Source organism: Acinetobacter sp. Colony158 (assembly GCF_019264745.1).
GTDB classification, from domain to species: domain Bacteria; phylum Pseudomonadota; class Gammaproteobacteria; order Pseudomonadales; family Moraxellaceae; genus Acinetobacter; species Acinetobacter ursingii.
The window spans coordinates 129,965-149,380 of sequence record NZ_CP078523.1; the positions used below are offsets into that span (position 1 = coordinate 129,965).

Here is a 19,416-nt window from a genome sequence, read left to right on the forward strand (position 1 = left end):
TGAATATGGTGGATTGCCAATAATCACCTGAATATCTAATTCCTTTTGACGTTTTCGTCTTGCACTATTGCCATCCTGAGCTTGAGTCACAATATCATGCTCATACATCTGGAATGTATCAGTTAAACAAACACCCTCAAACGGCGTATAGTCATTAAAAATAATATCGTGGTAGGTTGCTTCAATATTAATTGTCGCAATGTAATAGGCAAGAAGAACTAGCTCATTGGCATGGATTTCATGTTTATATTTATAAGGTAAGCGGTTTGGCGGAATTAAGCCACTTTGTAGCAATCGAGTGATAAATGTCCCTGTGCCTGTAAATGGGTCAATAATATGAACATGATCATCTGCCAAAGTTTGGTTAAATTCAGACTTTAAGACATCATTGACACTATGGATAATAAAATCAACCACTTCTACAGGAGTATAAACAATACCTAAACGCTCGGTCATTTTTGGAAAAGCATTACGGAAAAACTTATCATAAAGCTCTACGATAATTCGTTGCTTACCCTGAGCATTATCTATACCCTCTGCTCTCAGTTTCACACTGGCATAGAAACTATTTAAGGTATCTGCTTCTTTTTCTAAATGATGTTCATGTAGTTTATTTAAAATATCCTGCATTGCCAATGAAATTGGATTATATTGAGCAAAATCATATTCACTAAACAGTGCATCAAACACAGGTTTGGTAATGAGATGCTGTGCCAACATTTCAATAATTTCAGCATCACTCAACGCATCATTCAGGTCATTTCTCAATTTTTTAACAAAACTTTCAAAGGCTTGTATTTCTTCTTTATTTTCAGGATTGGCTAAAATATGGGTGATACGATCAATATGAGTTTTGGCAATTTTGGCAATATCATTTGCCCATTCTTCCCAATGCTGACGATTACCACATTTCTGCACCACTTTGGCATAAATCGCACGTTCTAACTCATCTATTTCAAAATTTAAGACATTTTGTTTTTCATCAATTAATTCTTTTCGAGTAGGCGATTTGCCTAAATTATCCTGCCCTTTCGCCCCTTTGGTTTTATCGGTCAACGTTTTTTGTCGTTTAGTTGCTTTATCTGAAATGGCAATCACTTCCATTTTAGCAGGCTTTTTATTATTCAATTCTAATTGATTAATCATGGCATCAAAACGGTCATCATGCGCTCGCAATGCCTGTAAAACCTGCCAAACAACTTTATAAGTTTTGTTATCATTTAAGGCTTCATGCGGTTCAACACCTGCTGGAATCACTACAGGCAAAATAATATAACCCCTTTTTTTATTCGGTGCTAAACGCATCACACGCCCAACTGATTGCACGACATCAACTTGCGAATTTCGAGGCATTAAAAATAATACTGCATCTAAACTCGGAACATCGACACCCTCAGATAAACAACGCACATTGCTTAAAATCTTGCATTGATTTTCTTCGGGCTGTGCTTTTAACCATTGTAATTTTTCTTCTTTAGTTGTTGCATTCATGCCACCATCAATATGTTCAGCAATGCATTGCAAAGAATTTTCGATTAAATCGGCATCTTGTGGATTATGCTGTATTTCATAGGTCTGATATTGTTCAACCACGGCCTGAAACATTGCAGCAATATTTTTGGAACTGACCTTATGTTGTTTACTTTTACCCTTACTCGTATGAGGTTCAATCACCTGACAAAAAGCGACTGCTCTTTGCATCGGGTTTGGGTCATCCTGTAAATCAGTTTCACTATTTTGCTTGGATAATGCTTTCCAACAACCAATAATTTTCGCTGCATCATCGACCTTTAAACTGTTATTTTCATCAGCAAGTAAATCCTGCAAGCGTTTATTAACATGGCTTTCATCAACTGCCAAAACAATCACTTTATAATCAACCAATAATCCACGCTGTACCGCTTCGGAGAAATTAATGACAAATAACTCTTTCCCATAAATGGCTTCATTATTCATGCCATACAGTTTGGCTTTATCACGCTCCGCATTAATCTCCACATCTTCGCTATAAATACGTGGCGTTGCCGTCATATATAAGCGTTTTTTGGCATGGATAAACTCTTCATCATGCACACTGGTAAAGGCAGAATCATCTTCACCATCAAAGGTTGCTCCTGTGGTACGGTGTGCTTCATCACAAATAACGAAATCAAATTCAGGCAATAAATGACTATTTTGTGCTTCACTAATGACATTAATTGAATGGTAGGTTGAGAAAACCACACTCATTTTATGCTCTTTATGGCGTGACTGCATTTCTTCGGCAAGGCGTTTGGCATTAGTGGTGGCTGGATAATCCAACTCATGTACCAATAAATTTACCGCATCTTCATCAGCTTGACGTTTTTTGCCAATATCACTGTCCGAACACACCGCAAAACTACATAATGGTGTACTTGATTCTTGCGTCCATTCGGTTAAAGTTTGCGAAAGTAAGGATAAACTCGGCACTAAAAATAGAACTCGTTTCCCTCGCCCTGCCATTGCTTCGGCAATTTTTAAACTGGTAAACGTCTTGCCCGTCCCACATGCCATAATTAATTTGCCACGAGAAATATTTGGATAATTAAGTTGCTCTGTGACTGCTTGCAATGCTTGTTTTTGATGTGAACGTAAATTCTTCTTGGGTTTCAGTTCTAATTGTTGTTTAGGCTGATATTTTTCCCAATCAATAACACTATGTTCCAAAGCATATAAATCTATTTTCTGAACAGGTAAATGTTGACCTTTTAACGCATCTTTGGCATGTTTTGACCAGTGATTTGTGGTACTCACAATCATTCGATGGGTAAAAGGACGTTTACCTGATGCAGTAAAAAAACTATCTATATCTTTCTTCTGTAAATTATAATCTTCGGAATAAAGCTTACATTGAATCGCATGGTAATCTTCCGTATCTCTGACCTTGGCAACAAGATCAATGCCTGTATCTATACCTAAATCTTCACCATTTCGTTCTAGCCAATATTGACGGAAACCCTGCCATAAAAACACTTCATTATAAAGCTCCTGATATTTTGGTTCATTGGAAAAATAACGTAGCATCAAATCTTCAAAATAATTGCCTTTTTCTCGTTGTGTTTTGGCGTGTCTTCTAAATTTATCTATAAGCTGAAAAAAAGACGACATATCAATCCTTATTGACCTCATAAAAGGTTATTGGTGATTTCCAATTTTGTCTATCATTCTAGCAGCAAAGACTTTATTATCAATGGCTTCACAAAACAAAATTTGTCTTTTAAGCACACTTTTCAAAATGATGATAATTACTAGATAGCCTACCGATTATTCTATACAAACTTCCGCTTATAATTCTCATGATTTTCAATATTAGTAAGCTCATCTTTTTCATCCCAAACTTGTAACTCCCAAGGGAAATAAAAATTTGATTTATTTTTAAAATCGATATGCAAACCACGATATCCACTTTTATCTCGAAAATACCAGTTTTTTAAACCAAATTTTTCCTGCCATCCATCCAGCAATTCAATAATTTCTTTAACTTCTTGCGTATTTAAAATAATTCTTGCGCCAAAAATATCATTCAACCAATTATTTACTGGATATTGATCACTATGTATTGAGAATCTTGAAATCTTATCATCAATACTTTCTAACGTTTTAACTCGATAATAATACTGTAATAAAAATCCTTTTTTATTTTTAATCAAATAGTCATTAATACTTTCGTGTAAATTTAACCGATATTTTGCAATATGTTGATAAGGTACACGGGAAATCGTTTTAGACAGATTGAACTTTTCAATGCGCCCAGTTTCAAAATAATCCTGAGAAAAATCAGCATGAATTTTGTTAATCGTTTCAATCATTAATTCAACTTTATCCAAAACATCTTTGCTCATATTTTTCTCAATATCTAAACGATTTCAAAATTATCAAGTTACCTCACTTTTTTGGATAGATTTAGTCCATCTACTTCCTAAAACTATCCAACAAGGCATTGGTAATTGACTTGTTATTTTCCACAGCTCTTGTTTTTTTAGCTTTGGCAGATTGGTCGATGACTCTTTCAATTTTTACCGCTTTATATTTACCGTTATTTTCAACAACCATAAATTTCACGCGTTCATTGCGTTTAGGCTCGCCACCTTCAAGCGGGAAATCCGAAATATGAAAGAAAATATCCTGCTCTAAACCACCAATAAATCCAAAACCTTTTGATGCATCGTATTGTTTGATTTTTCCCTGATAAATTTCAGATTTCATGATTTAACCTATAATGTTACGCAATCATCAAATTATACATGAATCTGCTGAAACCAAGAAAAATCTAGGAACATAGAATGATTCTAAATGAGTCGTGACATATTTTTCTAATTTTACAGAATTAAATTATCCCCTTTTGCAGAGGATAATTTGAAAAATGACTTCTATTTCACATGGGTTTTAGGTAAAAAGAAGGTTGCCAAACCCAGTAATGGCAAATATGAACATAGTTTAAACACCCATTCGATACCATTGAGATCAGCCAAATGTCCAAGTCCTGCTGCGGCAATCCCACTGACACCAAACATTAAACCAAACATCAGTCCTGAGATCATGCCTACTCGCCCTGGAACAGCTTCCTGGGCATAAACCACCATAGCAGCAAAAGCCGAAGACAATACCAAACCTGCGATCACCGAAAGAATGGTCGTCCAGAATAAATCTGCATACGGCATCATTAAAGCAAAGGGTGCCATGCCAACAAAAGACACCCAAATCACCGCTTTACGTCCAATCTTGTCACCAATTGGTCCACCTGCAAATGTTCCCACTGCAACCGCAGCCAAGAAAGCAAATAGATGCAGTTGCGCAGTGGCTAAACTGACATGAAATTTATGAATCAAGTAAAAAGTAAAATAGTTGCTAATACTGGCGATATAAGTAAATTTAGCAAACATCAACACGCAAATCGTGCCAATTGCCAAGGTTAATTGACGACCATGCAATTTACTACTGGCATTAACAATACGTGAAACTGCCTGCGTTTTGGCATGACGAATCGTCCATTGACTAACGCGAGTTAATATCCAGATGGCTAATAATGCAAAAACCACTAAGCAAGCAACGGCATGTTGCCCAAATGGCACAATAATCAAAGCTGCCAATAAAGGTCCGATTGCCGTTCCCGTATTCCCACCTACCTGAAAAGTAGATTGTGCTGTACCAAACCGCCCGCCTGATGCCATACGTGCAACACGTGAAGCCTCTGGGTGGAAGGTCGATGAACCTACTCCAATCAAAGCCGAAGCAATTAATAACACGGTAAAGGTAGGCGAAAATGCGAGTAACAAAATTCCCAGAAACGTCACACACATGCCCATTGGCAATAAATATGGTTTCGGGTGTTTATCGGTATACAGCCCAATCCACGGTTGCAATAAGGATGCAGTCACCTGATAGACCAGTGAAATCAATCCGACCTGCGTAAAACTTAAGGCAAAGTTGGCTTTGAGCATGGGATAAATGGCAGGCAGTACCGCCTGAATCAAATCGTTGAGTAGATGTGCAATCGCGACAGCACCGACCACTTTAACGATCATCACTTGTGGCTGTGCATTAATATTTGTATTTTCCATGATATTTTCTTTCAACGGTATTGAAGACGTCATCCCAAGAAACTCCAATCATTGTTTAACTGAGCTTGCTATTGTAATCTGTCGTTTATACAGCTATCTTCCAATAATCATTGTATAAGTGACAATTTTAGTCTCATCATGACGCCATCTCATCCGCAACCTGAATTAATGATCGGTCTTTCCTCTGAGCATCGTTATCGAGAAGTGACCTATGCCCATGCACACGTGCAGGCGCAATTACTGTATGCATCTAAAGGAACTATTCAGGTTTTAACCCATGATCAAGTCTGGATTATGCCGCCCATGTGTGCATTATGGATTCCTCCGCGAGTTGAACACAGTGTGATTTCTTTAAGTCATGTACAGTTAAACACTGCGTTGGTGGAACAAAATGCCGCTCAAGCAATGGGTCAAACTTGTTTTTTGATTCGAGTCAGTAATTTATTACATGAATTACTCATTCGTTTTAATGAACTAGATCAGCTTAGAAAAAATGATTCCGCTCCCTTTCAAGCGCTTTCCCAAGCCTTACAACTTATTATTTTTGATGAAATCCAGAGAGCTCATTCTTTAGCAGTGCAAATTCCGTGGCCAAATGACAAACGCCTGATCAAGATTTGCGAAAGTTTGTTGCAATCGCCCGATCAATTAAAAGATTTAAATACTTGGGCAGATGAAATTGGCACCAGTTCCCGCACACTCATGCGAATGTTCCAAAAAGAAACAGGACTTTCATATCGGGCATGGATTCAACAAATGCACATTGCTTTAGCTTTAAGCAAAATTGCAGATGGCTTATCCATAAGTCAGATTTCAGAATCGTTGGGATATACCAATGCCAGTGCATTTAGCGCGATGTTCAAGCGGCATTTAGGCAAAACACCGCAACACTTTAAAACTGAAACGATATCAAGTTCATTGATTTAATTGTGATGATCTTTTTTTTGTTCAAGTAAATCATCTAAATCCTGATACACATGTAATACTCGATCCTTATGTGTGCGGGCATGATCCAAGCGTTGTTCAGGGTCGACCAAAAGCAAGCTATGACCATCATCGATCAAACGATCAACACCCTCTAAAAACATACGTTTACCGACATCATGGATCAATGAAATCTGAGTTAAATCGATAATAATCGTACTTTGATCAACAGGTTCACGCTGAAAAATACGCAATAACATTTCAGCTTCAGTAAACTTCAAGACTCCGCGTAATACATAAACACTCAGTGATGCATCTTGTCCAGTCCGATAATGACTCTGAACAATGGTTTGTGCAGAAGGTGTCCCTTCCATCAGGTGCAGCCCCATATCACGGCTCAGCCGTTCCATCATATCAATCCCACGGACACTATTACCATGTTCATCCAGTTTGGGTGAAAAGGCTGCGATACTCACCTGACCGGGCAATACACCTAAAATTCCACCTGCCACGCCACTTTTAGCAGGAATACCAACTGTTGTCAGCCAGTCACCTGCGGCATCATACATACCACAGCTCATCATCACACTAAGCACTTGGCGCACCACTGAACGGTTCAATAACCGTTTTCCAGTCTGAGCATCCACCCCACCATTGGCGAGTACGCTGCCCATGCGCACCAAATCTTTTACCGTCACTAAGATTGAACATTGGCGAATATAACCATTCACAATATCCACAGGATCTGTTTCGAGAATCCCAACGGTTCTAAGCATATAACCAATCGAAAGATTACGATAAGCCGTTTTAATTTCTGAACGATATACGGAATCATCAAAACATAATTCACGTCCTGCCAGTTCGCTCATAAACTGTCGTAAAATTTCTGCACTAGATATATTGTCTTTAACTGGAATCAGAGAGTGCGTAGTGATTGCACCCGAATTAATCATTGGATTTTTAGGACGACCATCTTTTCCCAGTGAAATTTCATTAAAAGCCTCTCCAGAGGGTTCAACACCGACCTTTTCTAATACCTCATCGATACCCAGTTGTTGTAATACATAAGCATAAGTAAAAGGTTTAGACATCGACTGGATGGTAAACTCAACGTCATCATCACCGACCGAATAAATCTCACCATCGACGGTCGACATGGCTAAGGCCAAACGATGTGGACTGGTATTCGCCAACTCTGGAATATAATCAGCCAGATGACCACTATCATCACCATCACATTCATCAAGTACATGTTCCAGATAATCTGGTAAAGGAGTTTTCATACAAACAACCTATTCTATTCATTATTTTGCATTTAATTTTGATGGTACAGGGTATTGATAATCTTAAATTTATATCTTTTGTAATGATTTTTAGTTCTATCCTATTTATTCGATTCACTGTGTAATGTAGTGGTAAATCATTCCACTATCTAAATATCATCATAACGCTCAATGTCAGTGATATTTTAAAATGAATCAAATCAACAATGCGTAAACCAGATCAGTTTAAGCGTTCCACAAATAAGACCCCATTTAAATGATCTACTTCGTGTTGCACAATGCGAGCAGGAAAGCCTTCAAAAGCGGTTTCGATGACTTCACCATACAACGACTGATAACGCACTCGAATAGAATAAGCTCGTTCGACCTCACCTCGTTCATTTGGCACACTTAAACAGCCTTCTTCACCTAAACACGTATTTGGGGATAATTCCAAAATTTCAGGATTCACCATGACCACAGCATCCATTTCAGGTGCATCGGGATAACGTGGGTTCGGACGCGAAGCCACAATAATAATTCGTTTGGAAATATATACCTGTGGTGCTGCAATACCTACACCATGGCGCTCAAGCATGGTCGTCTGCATGGCAGCAGCTAATTGTAATAGCCACTCACTATTAAACTCGGATTGGGCCACAGGTGCAGCCTGAAGTTTCAAGATTGCTTCACCGCGCTGGGCAATAGGTAAAACGGTAGCCATTTAAATAGACCTATGATCATGTCATGTTTATTTTGCGTTTGAAATTTCGTTGTGACAAGTCAAATGATCACCTCAATCAGTCCATGCTTTGTCTGACATGTTTTTTTCAATCCATCTTTAAATCAGTTGAGACTTAAATTCAGCCAATGGATCATTTCAAAATGATGAGCCATTCTTTTGCAAAAATTGTTCAGTTTTTTTGTAGCGCTGCAATGATGAGTTTTGTAGTACAGCATCAATGACTTCTAATACACCTTGCTGTTCGTTACTTGGGGCAAAATATTGTGCAGTTTGTTTGAGTTCTGGTACAGCATTCGCCATAGCAAAACCATATCCCGCCATTTCAATCATTTCTTGATCATTGTAATTATCCCCTATTGCCAAAACCTCCTGATGATCAATGCCCCATTTTTGTTGTAAAAACTGTAAACCGTAGGCTTTATGTCGGTTTGGAATAATTAGATCGATAAAACCAAAACCACTGGAGACCATTTTTGCAGCAGTGTGTTGAATATAAGGTTTTTCAGATAGATCATCCAAAATTTGTTGATTGTTGTCTTGGGTTGTCGTTAGGGTAACTTTACAAATCTGATCATGCACCTGTAACAGATCATCAACCTGCTGAAGTTGCTTAAAATAAATGTTAAGTTTTTGCTGATTTTTTTCACTGACATTGTGCTGAATATAAGCGCAGTCTTTGGCACATAAAATGAGATTTTGGGCATAATCAGGAATTAAATCTTGTAGGATCTGTTGCAAAATCTCTGGACTAAAATGATCGTAATTTAAAGTTTGCGTCCTATCGACCACATAAGCTCCATTTTCGGCCACAAATGCCATGTCATTGGCAATTTCTGGGAAATAAGCTTTTAGGGTGTAAAGCGGATTGCCACTGGCCGCAACGAAATGAATTCCACGCTGTTGAAGCTGTGAATATTGTTGCAAAAATCGGGCTTTGTCGTATTTCTTCTCTGAATTTAAAAACGTTCCATCCATATCAACTGCAATAAGCTTGACTGGCATTTAAACCTCGTATCTTGATAATCATTAATCTTGCATCAGGTTTCTTTCAATCGGCTTATTTTGCGCACTTTTTTATTTCTCTCTATCGGAGAAAGTAAAAAATCCAAAGCATAATGAAAACTCTATTATGATTATCCTATCAGGAGATCACCGTTTTATGAACTGATTATACATGGGCTGATCAAGTTCTTAGGCTGAGTCAAGCCTGTTTAAATAGAGGATCATGTTTACTTTTAATCTTATCTTCAGCTTTTGTTTTTATGCTCATTTACACAAAAACAAATCGAATTTTAAAATCATGAACACTACGCAGCTTTTCTTGGGATTAATCTTTAGCTGTATTGGCTTAGGCTATTTTATGTATGGCAAAAAGCAAAAAGTGATTGTGCCTTTGGTATGTGGTCTGGTACTGATGATTTTTCCTTACTTTATTGAAAATGTCACCTTACTCAGTGTGATTGGAATTGTACTCTCGATTATTCCTTATTTTGTACGTTTATAATGTCAAATCATTGATTCTAAAAAATATACTTCTTCATAAGTGTATTTTTATTTTCCCTATGAAAGAAAAAATAAAGAAATTCCAAACAATGATAAAAAAAGTCTATTAGGCTGATTTCAATAAGATTGCGTTGGTTGTTTATTTTCTCCATTCTAGCAAGTTGGCTAGCGTTGAATTGCCTTACTTTTAATTTAAATTTCAAGTAATATCAGGCCCATCATTTTACTTTTGAATCATGACAGCATGGATGCTATTCCTCATCTTTCCACTCAGGATAAACGGACACTTGCGCTCTCCTCACTCGGTGGTGCATTAGAGTTTTATGATTTTGTCATATATGTCTTTTACGCCAAGATCATTTCGGATTTATTTTTTCCAAGTACTCTAAGTCCTTTTTGGGCAATGCTGAATACCTATGGCATTTTTGCAGCAGGTTATTTTTTTCGGCCTTTAGGCGGAGTGGTGATGGCACATTTTGGTGATTTAGTCGGGCGTAAACGACTATTTTCACTGTCAATTTTATTGATGTCGCTGCCTACTCTAATGATTGGGCTATTACCCACTTTTGAATCGATTGGTTATTTTGCACCAGTTTTATTATTGTTGATGCGCGTGATACAAGGCATCGCTATTGGTGGAGAAATTCCCGCGGCTTGGACATTCGTTTCAGAACATGTCCCAGAACGGCGTATTGGGCTTGCTAACGGCCTATTAACCGCAGGTTTATCTTTAGGAATTTTACTGGGTTCACTGATGTCTTTGTGGATTTCATTACAGTTTACTGAAACAGTAATACATGACTGGGCATGGCGAATTGCCTTTATCGCAGGCGGAATTTTTGGGTTATTTGCCCTATATTTACGCAGTTACTTAAAAGAAACCCCCGTATTTAAAGCCATGCAAGCCCGTAAACAACTCTCAAAAGACTTACCAATTAAACAAGTCTTGGTAAATCATAAAGCAGCAGTGGTTATTGGCATGTTGTTTACCTGGTTTTTGACGGCTTGTGTCGTCGTGATCATTTTAGCCATGCCTAATTTGCTTACCACCGTTTTTGGCTTTGATCGGACTAATTCGTTTCAAATGCAAAGTGCAGCAATTATCATGCAAATGTTGGGCTGTATTTTAGCAGGAACCTTGGCTGATCGTTTTGGCTGTGCCAAAGTGATGATGATGGGTGCAACAGCCCTCGCAGTTGTAGCTGCGGTTTTTTATCACAGTTTGGGACATGCCAGTCATATCACTATTTTCATGCTATACATGTTACTGGGTTTATGCTCAGGAACTGTGGGCATGGTGTCTTGCAGTATGGTGAAAATGTTTCCTGCACCTATTCGTTTTTCAGGGATTTCATTTTCGTATAATGTGTCTTATGCGGTTGTGGGTGGTTTAACCTTGCCACTAATTCAAATTTTAAGCCAGTACAGTAATATTGGAGCAATGTATTATATCGTTGCTTTAGCCATAATGGCGTGTCTCACAGCAGTCGTCTTTAAGAAGAAATTCGAACCATCAAACAGCATTAAGCATGTCATTTAAATCGATGATAAAGCTCGTGACGATCAATCATCACGAGCTTTGATGTGTATCAAAGTGTTTTTAAAAATTCCAGACCACGCTTAAGCTCAAGTTCGTTGATTGAATGTCCTAAACCTTTATAAGTTTCAAGTTCGACATTAAAACCCGCTGCACGTAGCGCCTTAAAAGCATCCTGACTTTCATACACAGGAATGACTTCATCTGCTTCACCATGCATTAGACTCACTTTTGCCGTATTGTTGGCATTGGCTTCAATCGGAGAAGCCAAACGTCCAGAAAAGCCAATGACTGCTGCAATTGGCCAACGACCAGAAGCCACCGCATCCAGTGACATCATGGTTCCTTGAGAAAATCCACAAAAAACCACTTGATTAAGCCGATCAACAAAACCTTGCTCATCCAGTATCCGCTGGACTGTTTGATCGAAATATTCTCGTGCTTGCTGAATACGTTCAAAGCGATTTTCTTCGGTAATTCCAGTTAGACTAAACCATTCAAACACTTCATGGCTATGCATAAAAGGAAAAGGCGCATTGGGCGATGCAATACTTAAATCTTCAATCTGACGCTGCCAATATTGTGCAATCGGCAATAGATCACGCCCATTGCTACCGACCCCATGAAACATGATTACTAGTTTATCCGTCATCTGATCTCATCTCCAATATTCAATGTCATCTATCTTAATTCGCTCTTGTCACCAATGCTTGATACATTCATATCGATCTTGTAATGCCCTTGCTTCATTTCGATGCTTAATTTTTTTATTTTGTATCGCGTTTGGTATTGAATCAAAATATAAAATTCATCTGCACCGTCATCTAATCCAGAAACGGCCCAAGTGGTACCTTTAGGAAAATCTTGCAGCCATTTGGCTTTATAAACATCTGAAACAGAATCAAAATCCAGATAATTCTCTGGTGATTGGCAAATTTTTTCAGCCAATTGATCAAAGCATTGCTGCTTATACTGTTCCAGATCAAATATTGTCATATTACTAATTTTGTCTGTTGCTTACGCTTAACCTGCTCCCATTGCCACCAACCGAAGGCAGCCATAAGGACAAATGCAGCATATAAACCTGCGGTCAGATATAAGTCTTTATAAATAAACATGCCCACATAAACAATATCGACAAATACCCATAAGATCCATGTGGCAATGTGCTTACGACTGGTCCAATACGTTGCCAATAGACTAAATGCTGCCAGTTGAGAATCTAACATCGGCACAGCCGCATCGGTAAAGTGTTTTAAGCTGAGACCAAAAATCACCCCGCCCACTGCTGTTATCAGCATTTGTATAATGACGAGCTTAGGACTAATCGGTTCTATCCGAATATCATGATCAACCTGTTTACCTTTGAGCCAGTGATAAAAACCATAAAAGTTCACCACCATAAAGAAAAATTGTAGGATGGTTTCGCCGTATAGCTTAAAAGTAAAAAATAAATAGGCATATAAAACAAAAGCCAAAAAGTTAAACCACCAGCACCACATATTACGTTTAATGGTGAGACCCACACCAATCACGCTAATTATCACGGCAACAATCTCAAGTGGAGACATGTTCTATGCATCAAAATGGAAAGCGCTATTATGAAATGTTTCTGACCATACGCAAATGATTTCTATTCGCTAACTGAATTATTTTAAAACCCAGTCCGATAAACGATTGCTCAAATTAATCGCCAAAGTATCGACATAGCGACTATAGAGATCGGCAGAGATGATCAATGCAATAAAAAAAAGTAAGATTGCCCAAATTGCAGCCGCGTCATAGCCCCAACCTAGTGCAATAAAAAAGTTAAACACGGGCAGACATACGCAATACATTAAAAGCAAATGCAATAAATAAATTGAAAATGACAATTTACCTAAATACACACAAACGCGATTATCCAGCTTTTGCGATAGCATCGGATTCATCAGGATGCTATACACAATCAAAATCCCTGCGATAAAGTTGCAATACTCGTAAGTTCGCTCGCCCACCAAAATATAAATCCAGTGATACGCCAGACTGGTATTGTGCGCTCCAGCCAAATAAAGTCCGAATAACAATAACAATAGCGCAACTAGTGATGAACGAATAACACGACCATATAGAAATATCAGCGAACCAATGAGAAAACACAACAACCCCAAATAAAGCTCTTGGCTCTGAAAGAAAATTGAGGTCGTCGGAAACAGTAAAATCAGCGGTAAAAATAGTCGCTTATCCAGACTGTAAATATATAACAATCCAAATAACAAAAATGAACCGAGTAACTCCACCTGCATCGTCCAAAGTACCCAGTTGAGACTGGATTCTGCAAATAGAAATGAGCCAATCGTCCCTTCATAAATCGCTTGGGAAAAACCGATGTCTTGGGTCGCTAAAACTTTTAGCCAATACTGCACATGAGAGCTGTCAATATCACTAAACTGCAATGCTGCCCATAATAAGATGCATGAACCTAAAGCAGGAATCGCTAAACGCGGATAACGTTTCACCATCATCGATTTGAGCTTTGCTTGCATATTACGACTATTACAAATCACATAAGACAAAATGAAGCCGCTTAATACGAAAAAAACATAGACCGCAGCCGTACCTGAATACCAAAAGGCAAAAGGCGAATGGTGAATAAAATGTACCCATGCATTACTGGCAACTTCATGTTTATCAAAATGATGTAAATAAGGGTAGAAACTTAAGCTTAGATGTGAAAATACCACAGCCAGACAGGCTAACCCGCGAATACTTTCAACTGCATTAAGTTTGATGGACTTATCCATTATGAGACATCTTCATCTTTCAATTGCACGCTCTTCATTCATTCCCTTTATTCAGACAGGTGTGTCACTCCTCTCCTGTCTATAACCTAGACTTACGATCAATCCATGAGTTACAGCAAGTCTTTTTTGTCATTTGAATTACCCGATTTCCCTGTAAATCCAAATATCTAATGTAAATGCCAGCTTGTTTGAAACAAGCTGGCATTTTGCAATGAGCAACAAGTACGAATCTACTTAATCAATATGCGTGATTCGACCCATTTCGTCATGATGCACGACACTAATTTTTTGCGCACGGCCCTGATGAATCTGGGTTTCGTCCAGTTCAAAATAGCGTGCATAATCAGTTACATCCTTTTCATGCGTTCGCTTGACACTTTTCGCAGGGACATAATTGCTCCACAGTAACAACGCAACAGCACAGGCAATCAATGAAGTGATACCGTGTTCCAAACCCAGACTAAGGGCATGGAAAATCTGATGGATGAGATGGCTTTTTTCTAGCTCGACAAGCGCCCAAACCAGAAGAAATGGACGCCACAAGAGTAACCATGCACCCCACATCATCATCGTAGAGGTATTTGATACATAGCGTCTGTGCCATGGCAACTGATGGCGCACGTCGATAATCAAATTGTTAGATTTCATGAAATTTTCTCGAAAACATGCTTAATATCTACATGCGCATGCCACGGTCAGGACTGACCCAGCGCGCGCGTTTTTCATCACCACGAAGCAGGACTTTTGGAAAGGCCACGATTGTAGCAGTAATGGTAATTAACCAAAACACAAACGGGTACCAAATCATCCAGTAGTAGTTCTTACCTAAATTAGGCTCATAACGACTGTCCATCCATTTGCTTAAAGCAAACTGAAGTAAACAGGTCGCACCTAATAATATTCCGCTGCCATAAGGTAAAAATGGCGAGCTGATTCCAGACAATTCTCCAAGCGGTACTACAAAATGTAATAACCAGAGAATTGCCATAATAAGCATCAGATATGACCAGACCAGTGTTAGACATAATTCAAACATCAGCGGCCATAAAAAATTCAGTTTCGGCTTAAAGAACACATCCAGATTTTTGACTAAAACCTGTGCGCCTCCCATAGCCCAGCGCAAACGCTGTTTCCATAAACCATTTAAGGTTTCAGGCATTAAAATCCACACCAATGCATTGGGTTCAAAACGAATATCCCAACCAGCACGTTGTAGCTTCCATGTGATATCGATATCTTCAGTCAACATGTTGGGTGACCAATAACCGACTTCATGTACCGCACTCTTACGAAAGGCAGTAATCACACCCGAAACGGTGAATAAACGCCCAAAACTACGCTGCGCACGTTTGATCATACCCACAATGGAGGAAAACTCCCCAACCTGAATCCGTCCCAATAAAGTAGAACGAGTTCGGATACGAGGATTCCCTGTGACCGCAGCTACAGTTCGATCTTGCAGAAAATGACGAATCATCCATTTGGCTGCATGTGGATCGAGCAAGGCATCACCGTCAATTCCAATCAAAAACTCAGCTTGAGTCAATAAGCTACCTGCTTGTAAAGCCACAGCCTTGCCTTGATTTTGCGCCAAATGAACCACACGTAACTTTTCAAATCGTTCAGCCAGACGGTCAAGCACTTCGGCGGTATTATCCGAGCTCCCATCATTGATCGCAATCACTTCAAAGTTAGGATAATCCAGACTGAGCGCATGGCTAATCGTTTCTTCTGCATTATCCCCTTCATTAAAGCAAGGAATAAGCACCGCCACCATTGGATAAACATCTAATTCCGCTGGTTGCTGATATGGGGGCTCTTTACGCTCTTTCCAATAAAAGATCAGCGCACCCATCATCCACAAATACGACATAAACAGCGGATAATAGAACACAAAGTTCAGTGCTGAATGCCATAAATGCTGTAAGGTTGTTGACATGGTCAATTCCTGCTACGGGACTAACTTTGAAGGTTTAGTCGCAAATACATCATGCAACATTTGGGTATCTGGATGATCTTTAAACGGATCATCTGGATAATATCCAACGTGCATAGCCCCCTGACCGTACAGGGAACGAATCGTATCGACGAGTTCTTGCGATGGCACAGGTTGATTGGTGCGCCAGTTAGTCGCCTGTAACTCAAATACGGTTTTTTTGATTCCGTTTGGATATTGTTTTACACGTTTCACAATATCCTGATAGAACTTGGTCGGATCTGCTGCTTGTTCCATGTAAGGCATGGCCATAATTGCAGTAAAATCGTAACGTTTTAGTGACTGCTCCAGAGACTGGGAGTACCAGTTTTCTGCATAAGGAGATAATGCGACTTGCGCATACAAATTACGGGCGGTCATTAAATAAGGCTGATAATAACGCACATCGGAAGCAAGCTTCATGGCAAAGTTATCTATGGTCTTGATTTTTAAATCAGTCCATTTAGATAACAAGGCATCATTATTCCGAATTTTTTCCAGATCAGTTGGCAAGCCTGCTTTGGCATAGGCTTTCAATGCATCTGGACTCGCATCTTCATAATCAGATAACGTGGTATCGTCATGGAACAGTATACCATCAAATGTGGAATATTTTGCCAAGTCGGTATAAATTCCTTCGATCACTTTACGTGCTTCAGGTGAATACGGACTTAAACGAATATATCCCATATTCAAATGGTCACTGTCTTTAGGCTGTTGGGTCACCACCAGTTTTTTAGAGGCTGGATTATTTTTCGGCAATTCCCATGCCATCAGAGGCATCCACGCATAAACACGATTTACACCTGTACGCGTTGAAATCTGCCACGCGACACGATTAAACAAATCAGCGCGCATCGGAACATAACGATTTGGGAAATACACCATATCGGCAGAACCATTGGCATCTGGATCAGAAAAAGCTTGAAGATAAACTGTATTGACACCAGAGGCACGAATCCGATCTAAAACATGTCCCAAATTGCGTTCAATCTGTGCTGGATCAGGATCATAGATATAATCCAGATCGATATGCATGATTTTTTGCGGACGATTATTATCGGTCAGGTTCATTTGACGAGTTAAAATATCCTGCGCTAAGTCGTCGGTACTTTCACCTTTCATCACTAAAATACGACTGAGGTGTCCTAAAGATTTGGTCACATGATCTGGACCATCGTCCAAAGTAATGGTAATTGGCATACCGAGTTTTTTAGCAATACGCACAGTTTCCATGTTATAGCGACCATAAGGCCAGACCATGACTCGTGGTGCCCGAATACCGTTGGCTTTAAACGTATCGATATTTTTCTTTAAATCATCACTAATGCGCTTTTCATAGGCACGATCAGATTCATAAGTTTTGGTTTTTGCATCATAAATACGTGTGGTTGCCGCAGGTTCAGAGTTGCCTTGTGGATTCCCCATGACACCATGATGCAAATCATAACTGTGGCTACCGATTTCGATTAAGCCACTGTCCTGCATTTCTTTAATTTCTTTCCAGCTTAATAATTTGCTGCGTTCAAGTTTTTCATCACCAAACTGCACCATTTTATTCGGCTTAACTTCTAGCCATTTTCCAACAACCGCCAATACCGCTGGGATTTTACGCGCTTTTAAAATCGGATAGGCATATTGATAAAATGATTGATAGCCATCATCCACAGTGAGTAAGACAGGTTTAGGTGGAAGTTTGAGTTTACCTTCATTGGCTTTAATCAATTGATCTACACTAATAAAGTGATAACCGTTTTTAATCAGCCAATCCAGATGCATTTCAAAACGCTGTGGCGTTACAGCATAATCTGGAATAACAGCATCCTTAGATGTTATTTCATGATAACCAATAATCGTTAGAGTCGACACATCGATTTGTGGTTCTTCTTCGGGTGCTTCACCTGTATGTGGATCAGTCACAGCTGGGATCTCCGCTGCTGTAGGAAGATCTGTTGTTGCAGGCGTTTCCGCATAAACAGAACTGACTCCTATAGAACCGAACAATAATGAAATGCTCAGAGTTAAAGATTGCAAGGGAAATCGTGTTGGCATAGAAATATCATCTTTCAATTCGGGTTATTTTCTGAAGGCTTTGTCTGATCGAAAATATCTATTTTTCTATCCACAATCCATTGCTTTTGACAGAAATCCATCAGGCTTTTAACAGTGTCAGTTATACTAATCAAATCTGAAAAGAAACTTAAAAATTTTTGTAGGTTTTTCTTAACTTTACAGTCATATTGCAAGCTATAAAAAATTTTTAGATGAATATTCAAACATTTGTTTTTGTACAAAAAACACCCAAAAACCATTACAATCCATTGATTATTTTTGCATAAAAAAAGATGGCAAAATTACCATCTTTCTTATAAGAAAATTACAATAAACTATAATCACTTCACTTAGTTTTTCTTAAAATRTGACAAAACTTTCATATCACCACTTAATAAACTTCTTTCATAAGTCTCTTTTATTCATCCCTATGCGAGAAAAATAAAGAGCGTTCAAACCACAATGAAAGAAATCTAATATTCAATGATTGCAAAATTCGGATTTTCAGCCATTTGTTCCAGATAATAACGTTCTTTTTGATACAAATATTTATATAAACGATTAATCCATTGTCCACGGCGGAAAATTTTGATCTTTTTATTGACCCCATCATAATCTAATAAAGTGATCGGCTCTCCTTCTTGAAATAGAGTGATACGATAATTTGCGGACTGATGCGGATGCATGGATAATGTCTCTTTAATCAATTCAACTTTATAGTCTTCATCTAGCCAATAATGCTTATCAAAATTAACTTTTTCTTGCACCCACAATCCAGGATATTCATCCTCAGTGGTATCAATCATAAAGAAGTGGTGTAGCTCTTTTAAAAGCTCTGTCGCTGTTAAATCAGAATAATCATTCATCGTCGTGGTCTCTCTTATTGTTGCTTTTATCTTAGAATTTATATGAAGCCAAATTTTCAAAGTTTGTTAGAAAATATTTAGCTTCGCTTAGCATTTATAGCATTCAGTTGTATTTTGCCTATTGATCTAATTTTACACAAATAAAAGTCAAATAAATCACATAAAATTGTTGTAAATTTATTTAAAT

At 38.5% G+C, this 19,416-nt stretch carries 18 protein-coding genes; 3 read left to right on the top strand and 15 right to left on the bottom strand.

Annotation, left to right across the window (positions count from 1 at the left end; genetic code table 11):
* The 4 genes from JR005_RS00430 to JR005_RS00445 form a co-directional block, all read right to left on the bottom strand.
* Nucleotides 1-3,129 (bottom strand): DEAD/DEAH box helicase family protein (locus JR005_RS00430; RefSeq protein WP_218665376.1); only part of this gene is annotated, 3,129 nt, incomplete at its 3' end.
* A gap of 161 nt (nucleotides 3,130-3,290) precedes the next feature.
* Nucleotides 3,291-3,863, bottom strand: coding sequence for a GTP pyrophosphokinase (locus JR005_RS00435; RefSeq protein WP_218665377.1), 573 nt, complete (start codon nucleotides 3,861-3,863; stop codon nucleotides 3,291-3,293).
* Nucleotides 3,864-3,933: 70 nt separating this feature from the next.
* Nucleotides 3,934-4,227, bottom strand: coding sequence for a cold shock domain-containing protein (locus tag JR005_RS00440; protein ID WP_004996544.1), 294 nt, complete (start codon nucleotides 4,225-4,227; stop codon nucleotides 3,934-3,936).
* 164 nt (nucleotides 4,228-4,391) lie between these two features.
* On the bottom strand, nucleotides 4,392-5,615 hold the full coding sequence (locus JR005_RS00445) for an MFS transporter (protein ID WP_005003325.1): 1,224 nt from the start codon (nucleotides 5,613-5,615) through the stop codon (nucleotides 4,392-4,394).
* A gap of 105 nt (nucleotides 5,616-5,720) precedes the next feature.
* Here JR005_RS00445 and JR005_RS00450 point away from each other — a divergent pair, with 105 nt between their 5' ends.
* Nucleotides 5,721-6,509 carry an AraC family transcriptional regulator gene (locus tag JR005_RS00450; RefSeq protein WP_004990277.1) on the top strand — a complete coding sequence of 263 codons (789 nt, stop codon included), beginning with the start codon at nucleotides 5,721-5,723 and terminating at the stop codon, nucleotides 6,507-6,509.
* Here the strand turns inward: JR005_RS00450 and JR005_RS00455 are convergent.
* From JR005_RS00455 to JR005_RS00465, 3 genes are all read right to left on the bottom strand, one after another.
* Nucleotides 6,506-7,789, bottom strand: coding sequence for a glutaminase (locus tag JR005_RS00455; protein WP_218665378.1), 1,284 nt, complete (start codon nucleotides 7,787-7,789; stop codon nucleotides 6,506-6,508). The genes JR005_RS00450 and JR005_RS00455 overlap by 4 nt on opposite strands.
* Nucleotides 7,790-8,009: 220 nt before the next feature.
* Nucleotides 8,010-8,492 (bottom strand): peptide deformylase, encoded by a 483-nt coding sequence (def, locus tag JR005_RS00460; protein ID WP_004990282.1) that lies wholly within the window; start codon nucleotides 8,490-8,492, stop codon nucleotides 8,010-8,012.
* Between the two features lie 156 nt (nucleotides 8,493-8,648).
* On the bottom strand, nucleotides 8,649-9,515 hold the full coding sequence (locus tag JR005_RS00465) for a Cof-type HAD-IIB family hydrolase (protein ID WP_004996534.1): 867 nt from the start codon (nucleotides 9,513-9,515) through the stop codon (nucleotides 8,649-8,651).
* A 298-nt stretch (nucleotides 9,516-9,813) separates the two neighbouring features.
* Between JR005_RS00465 and JR005_RS00470 the strand changes: the two genes are divergently transcribed.
* Together JR005_RS00470 and JR005_RS00475 are read left to right on the top strand one after the other, a co-directional pair.
* A complete protein-coding gene (locus JR005_RS00470; protein WP_004990286.1) occupies nucleotides 9,814-10,017 on the top strand; it encodes a hypothetical protein in 204 nt (67 codons plus the stop codon).
* A gap of 243 nt (nucleotides 10,018-10,260) precedes the next feature.
* Complete coding sequence (locus JR005_RS00475; RefSeq protein WP_218665379.1) at nucleotides 10,261-11,556, top strand: MFS transporter; 1,296 nt, start codon at nucleotides 10,261-10,263, stop codon at nucleotides 11,554-11,556.
* A gap of 49 nt (nucleotides 11,557-11,605) precedes the next feature.
* On the opposite strand, the gene JR005_RS00480 is transcribed toward JR005_RS00475, so the two are convergent.
* From JR005_RS00480 to JR005_RS00515, 8 genes are all read right to left on the bottom strand, one after another.
* A complete protein-coding gene (locus JR005_RS00480) occupies nucleotides 11,606-12,205 on the bottom strand; it encodes an alpha/beta hydrolase (protein WP_218665380.1) in 600 nt (199 codons plus the stop codon).
* A gap of 29 nt (nucleotides 12,206-12,234) precedes the next feature.
* Complete coding sequence (locus JR005_RS00485) at nucleotides 12,235-12,549, bottom strand: hypothetical protein (protein ID WP_151726046.1); 315 nt, start codon at nucleotides 12,547-12,549, stop codon at nucleotides 12,235-12,237.
* The gene (pnuC, locus tag JR005_RS00490; protein ID WP_004990296.1) at nucleotides 12,546-13,124 is read right to left on the bottom strand and encodes a nicotinamide riboside transporter PnuC; all 579 of its coding nucleotides are present in this window, start codon (nucleotides 13,122-13,124) and stop codon (nucleotides 12,546-12,548) included. Before pnuC ends, JR005_RS00485 begins: the two co-directional genes overlap by 4 nt.
* Before the next feature lie 78 nt (nucleotides 13,125-13,202).
* Nucleotides 13,203-14,336, bottom strand: a complete 1,134-nt coding sequence (locus tag JR005_RS00495) for an acyltransferase family protein (protein ID WP_218665381.1) — start codon at nucleotides 14,334-14,336, stop codon at nucleotides 13,203-13,205.
* A gap of 234 nt (nucleotides 14,337-14,570) precedes the next feature.
* Nucleotides 14,571-14,984, bottom strand: a complete 414-nt coding sequence (pgaD, locus tag JR005_RS00500) for a poly-beta-1,6-N-acetyl-D-glucosamine biosynthesis protein PgaD (protein WP_004996518.1) — start codon at nucleotides 14,982-14,984, stop codon at nucleotides 14,571-14,573.
* A 28-nt stretch (nucleotides 14,985-15,012) separates the two neighbouring features.
* A complete protein-coding gene (pgaC, locus tag JR005_RS00505; protein WP_004990303.1) occupies nucleotides 15,013-16,275 on the bottom strand; it encodes a poly-beta-1,6-N-acetyl-D-glucosamine synthase in 1,263 nt (420 codons plus the stop codon).
* Nucleotides 16,276-16,287: 12 nt separating this feature from the next.
* Complete coding sequence (gene pgaB / locus JR005_RS00510) at nucleotides 16,288-18,363, bottom strand: poly-beta-1,6-N-acetyl-D-glucosamine N-deacetylase PgaB (RefSeq protein ID WP_218665382.1); 2,076 nt, start codon at nucleotides 18,361-18,363, stop codon at nucleotides 16,288-16,290.
* Between the two features lie 473 nt (nucleotides 18,364-18,836).
* Entirely contained in the window at nucleotides 18,837-19,229 is a 393-nt protein-coding gene (locus tag JR005_RS00515; protein WP_004990307.1) for a hypothetical protein, read from the bottom strand.
* Nucleotides 19,230-19,416: the final 187 nt, after the last annotated feature.

Coding starts and splice junctions, on each gene's coding strand:
- JR005_RS00435 (WP_218665377.1), bottom strand. CDS start 3,863: ATGAGCAAAGATGTTTTGGATAAAGTTGAATTAATGATTGAAACGATT.
- JR005_RS00440 (WP_004996544.1), bottom strand. CDS start 4,227: ATGAAATCTGAAATTTATCAGGGAAAAATCAAACAATACGATGCATCA.
- JR005_RS00445 (WP_005003325.1), bottom strand. CDS start 5,615: ATGACGTCTTCAATACCGTTGAAAGAAAATATCATGGAAAATACAAAT.
- JR005_RS00450 (WP_004990277.1), top strand. CDS start 5,721: ATGACGCCATCTCATCCGCAACCTGAATTAATGATCGGTCTTTCCTCT.
- JR005_RS00455 (WP_218665378.1), bottom strand. CDS start 7,789: ATGAAAACTCCTTTACCAGATTATCTGGAACATGTACTTGATGAATGT.
- def (WP_004990282.1), bottom strand. CDS start 8,492: ATGGCTACCGTTTTACCTATTGCCCAGCGCGGTGAAGCAATCTTGAAA.
- JR005_RS00465 (WP_004996534.1), bottom strand. CDS start 9,515: ATGCCAGTCAAGCTTATTGCAGTTGATATGGATGGAACGTTTTTAAAT.
- JR005_RS00470 (WP_004990286.1), top strand. CDS start 9,814: ATGAACACTACGCAGCTTTTCTTGGGATTAATCTTTAGCTGTATTGGC.
- JR005_RS00475 (WP_218665379.1), top strand. CDS start 10,261: ATGGATGCTATTCCTCATCTTTCCACTCAGGATAAACGGACACTTGCG.
- JR005_RS00480 (WP_218665380.1), bottom strand. CDS start 12,205: ATGACGGATAAACTAGTAATCATGTTTCATGGGGTCGGTAGCAATGGG.
- JR005_RS00485 (WP_151726046.1), bottom strand. CDS start 12,549: ATGACAATATTTGATCTGGAACAGTATAAGCAGCAATGCTTTGATCAA.
- pnuC (WP_004990296.1), bottom strand. CDS start 13,124: ATGTCTCCACTTGAGATTGTTGCCGTGATAATTAGCGTGATTGGTGTG.
- JR005_RS00495 (WP_218665381.1), bottom strand. CDS start 14,336: ATGGATAAGTCCATCAAACTTAATGCAGTTGAAAGTATTCGCGGGTTA.
- pgaD (WP_004996518.1), bottom strand. CDS start 14,984: ATGAAATCTAACAATTTGATTATCGACGTGCGCCATCAGTTGCCATGG.
- pgaC (WP_004990303.1), bottom strand. CDS start 16,275: ATGTCAACAACCTTACAGCATTTATGGCATTCAGCACTGAACTTTGTG.
- pgaB (WP_218665382.1), bottom strand. CDS start 18,363: ATGCCAACACGATTTCCCTTGCAATCTTTAACTCTGAGCATTTCATTA.
- JR005_RS00515 (WP_004990307.1), bottom strand. CDS start 19,229: ATGAATGATTATTCTGATTTAACAGCGACAGAGCTTTTAAAAGAGCTA.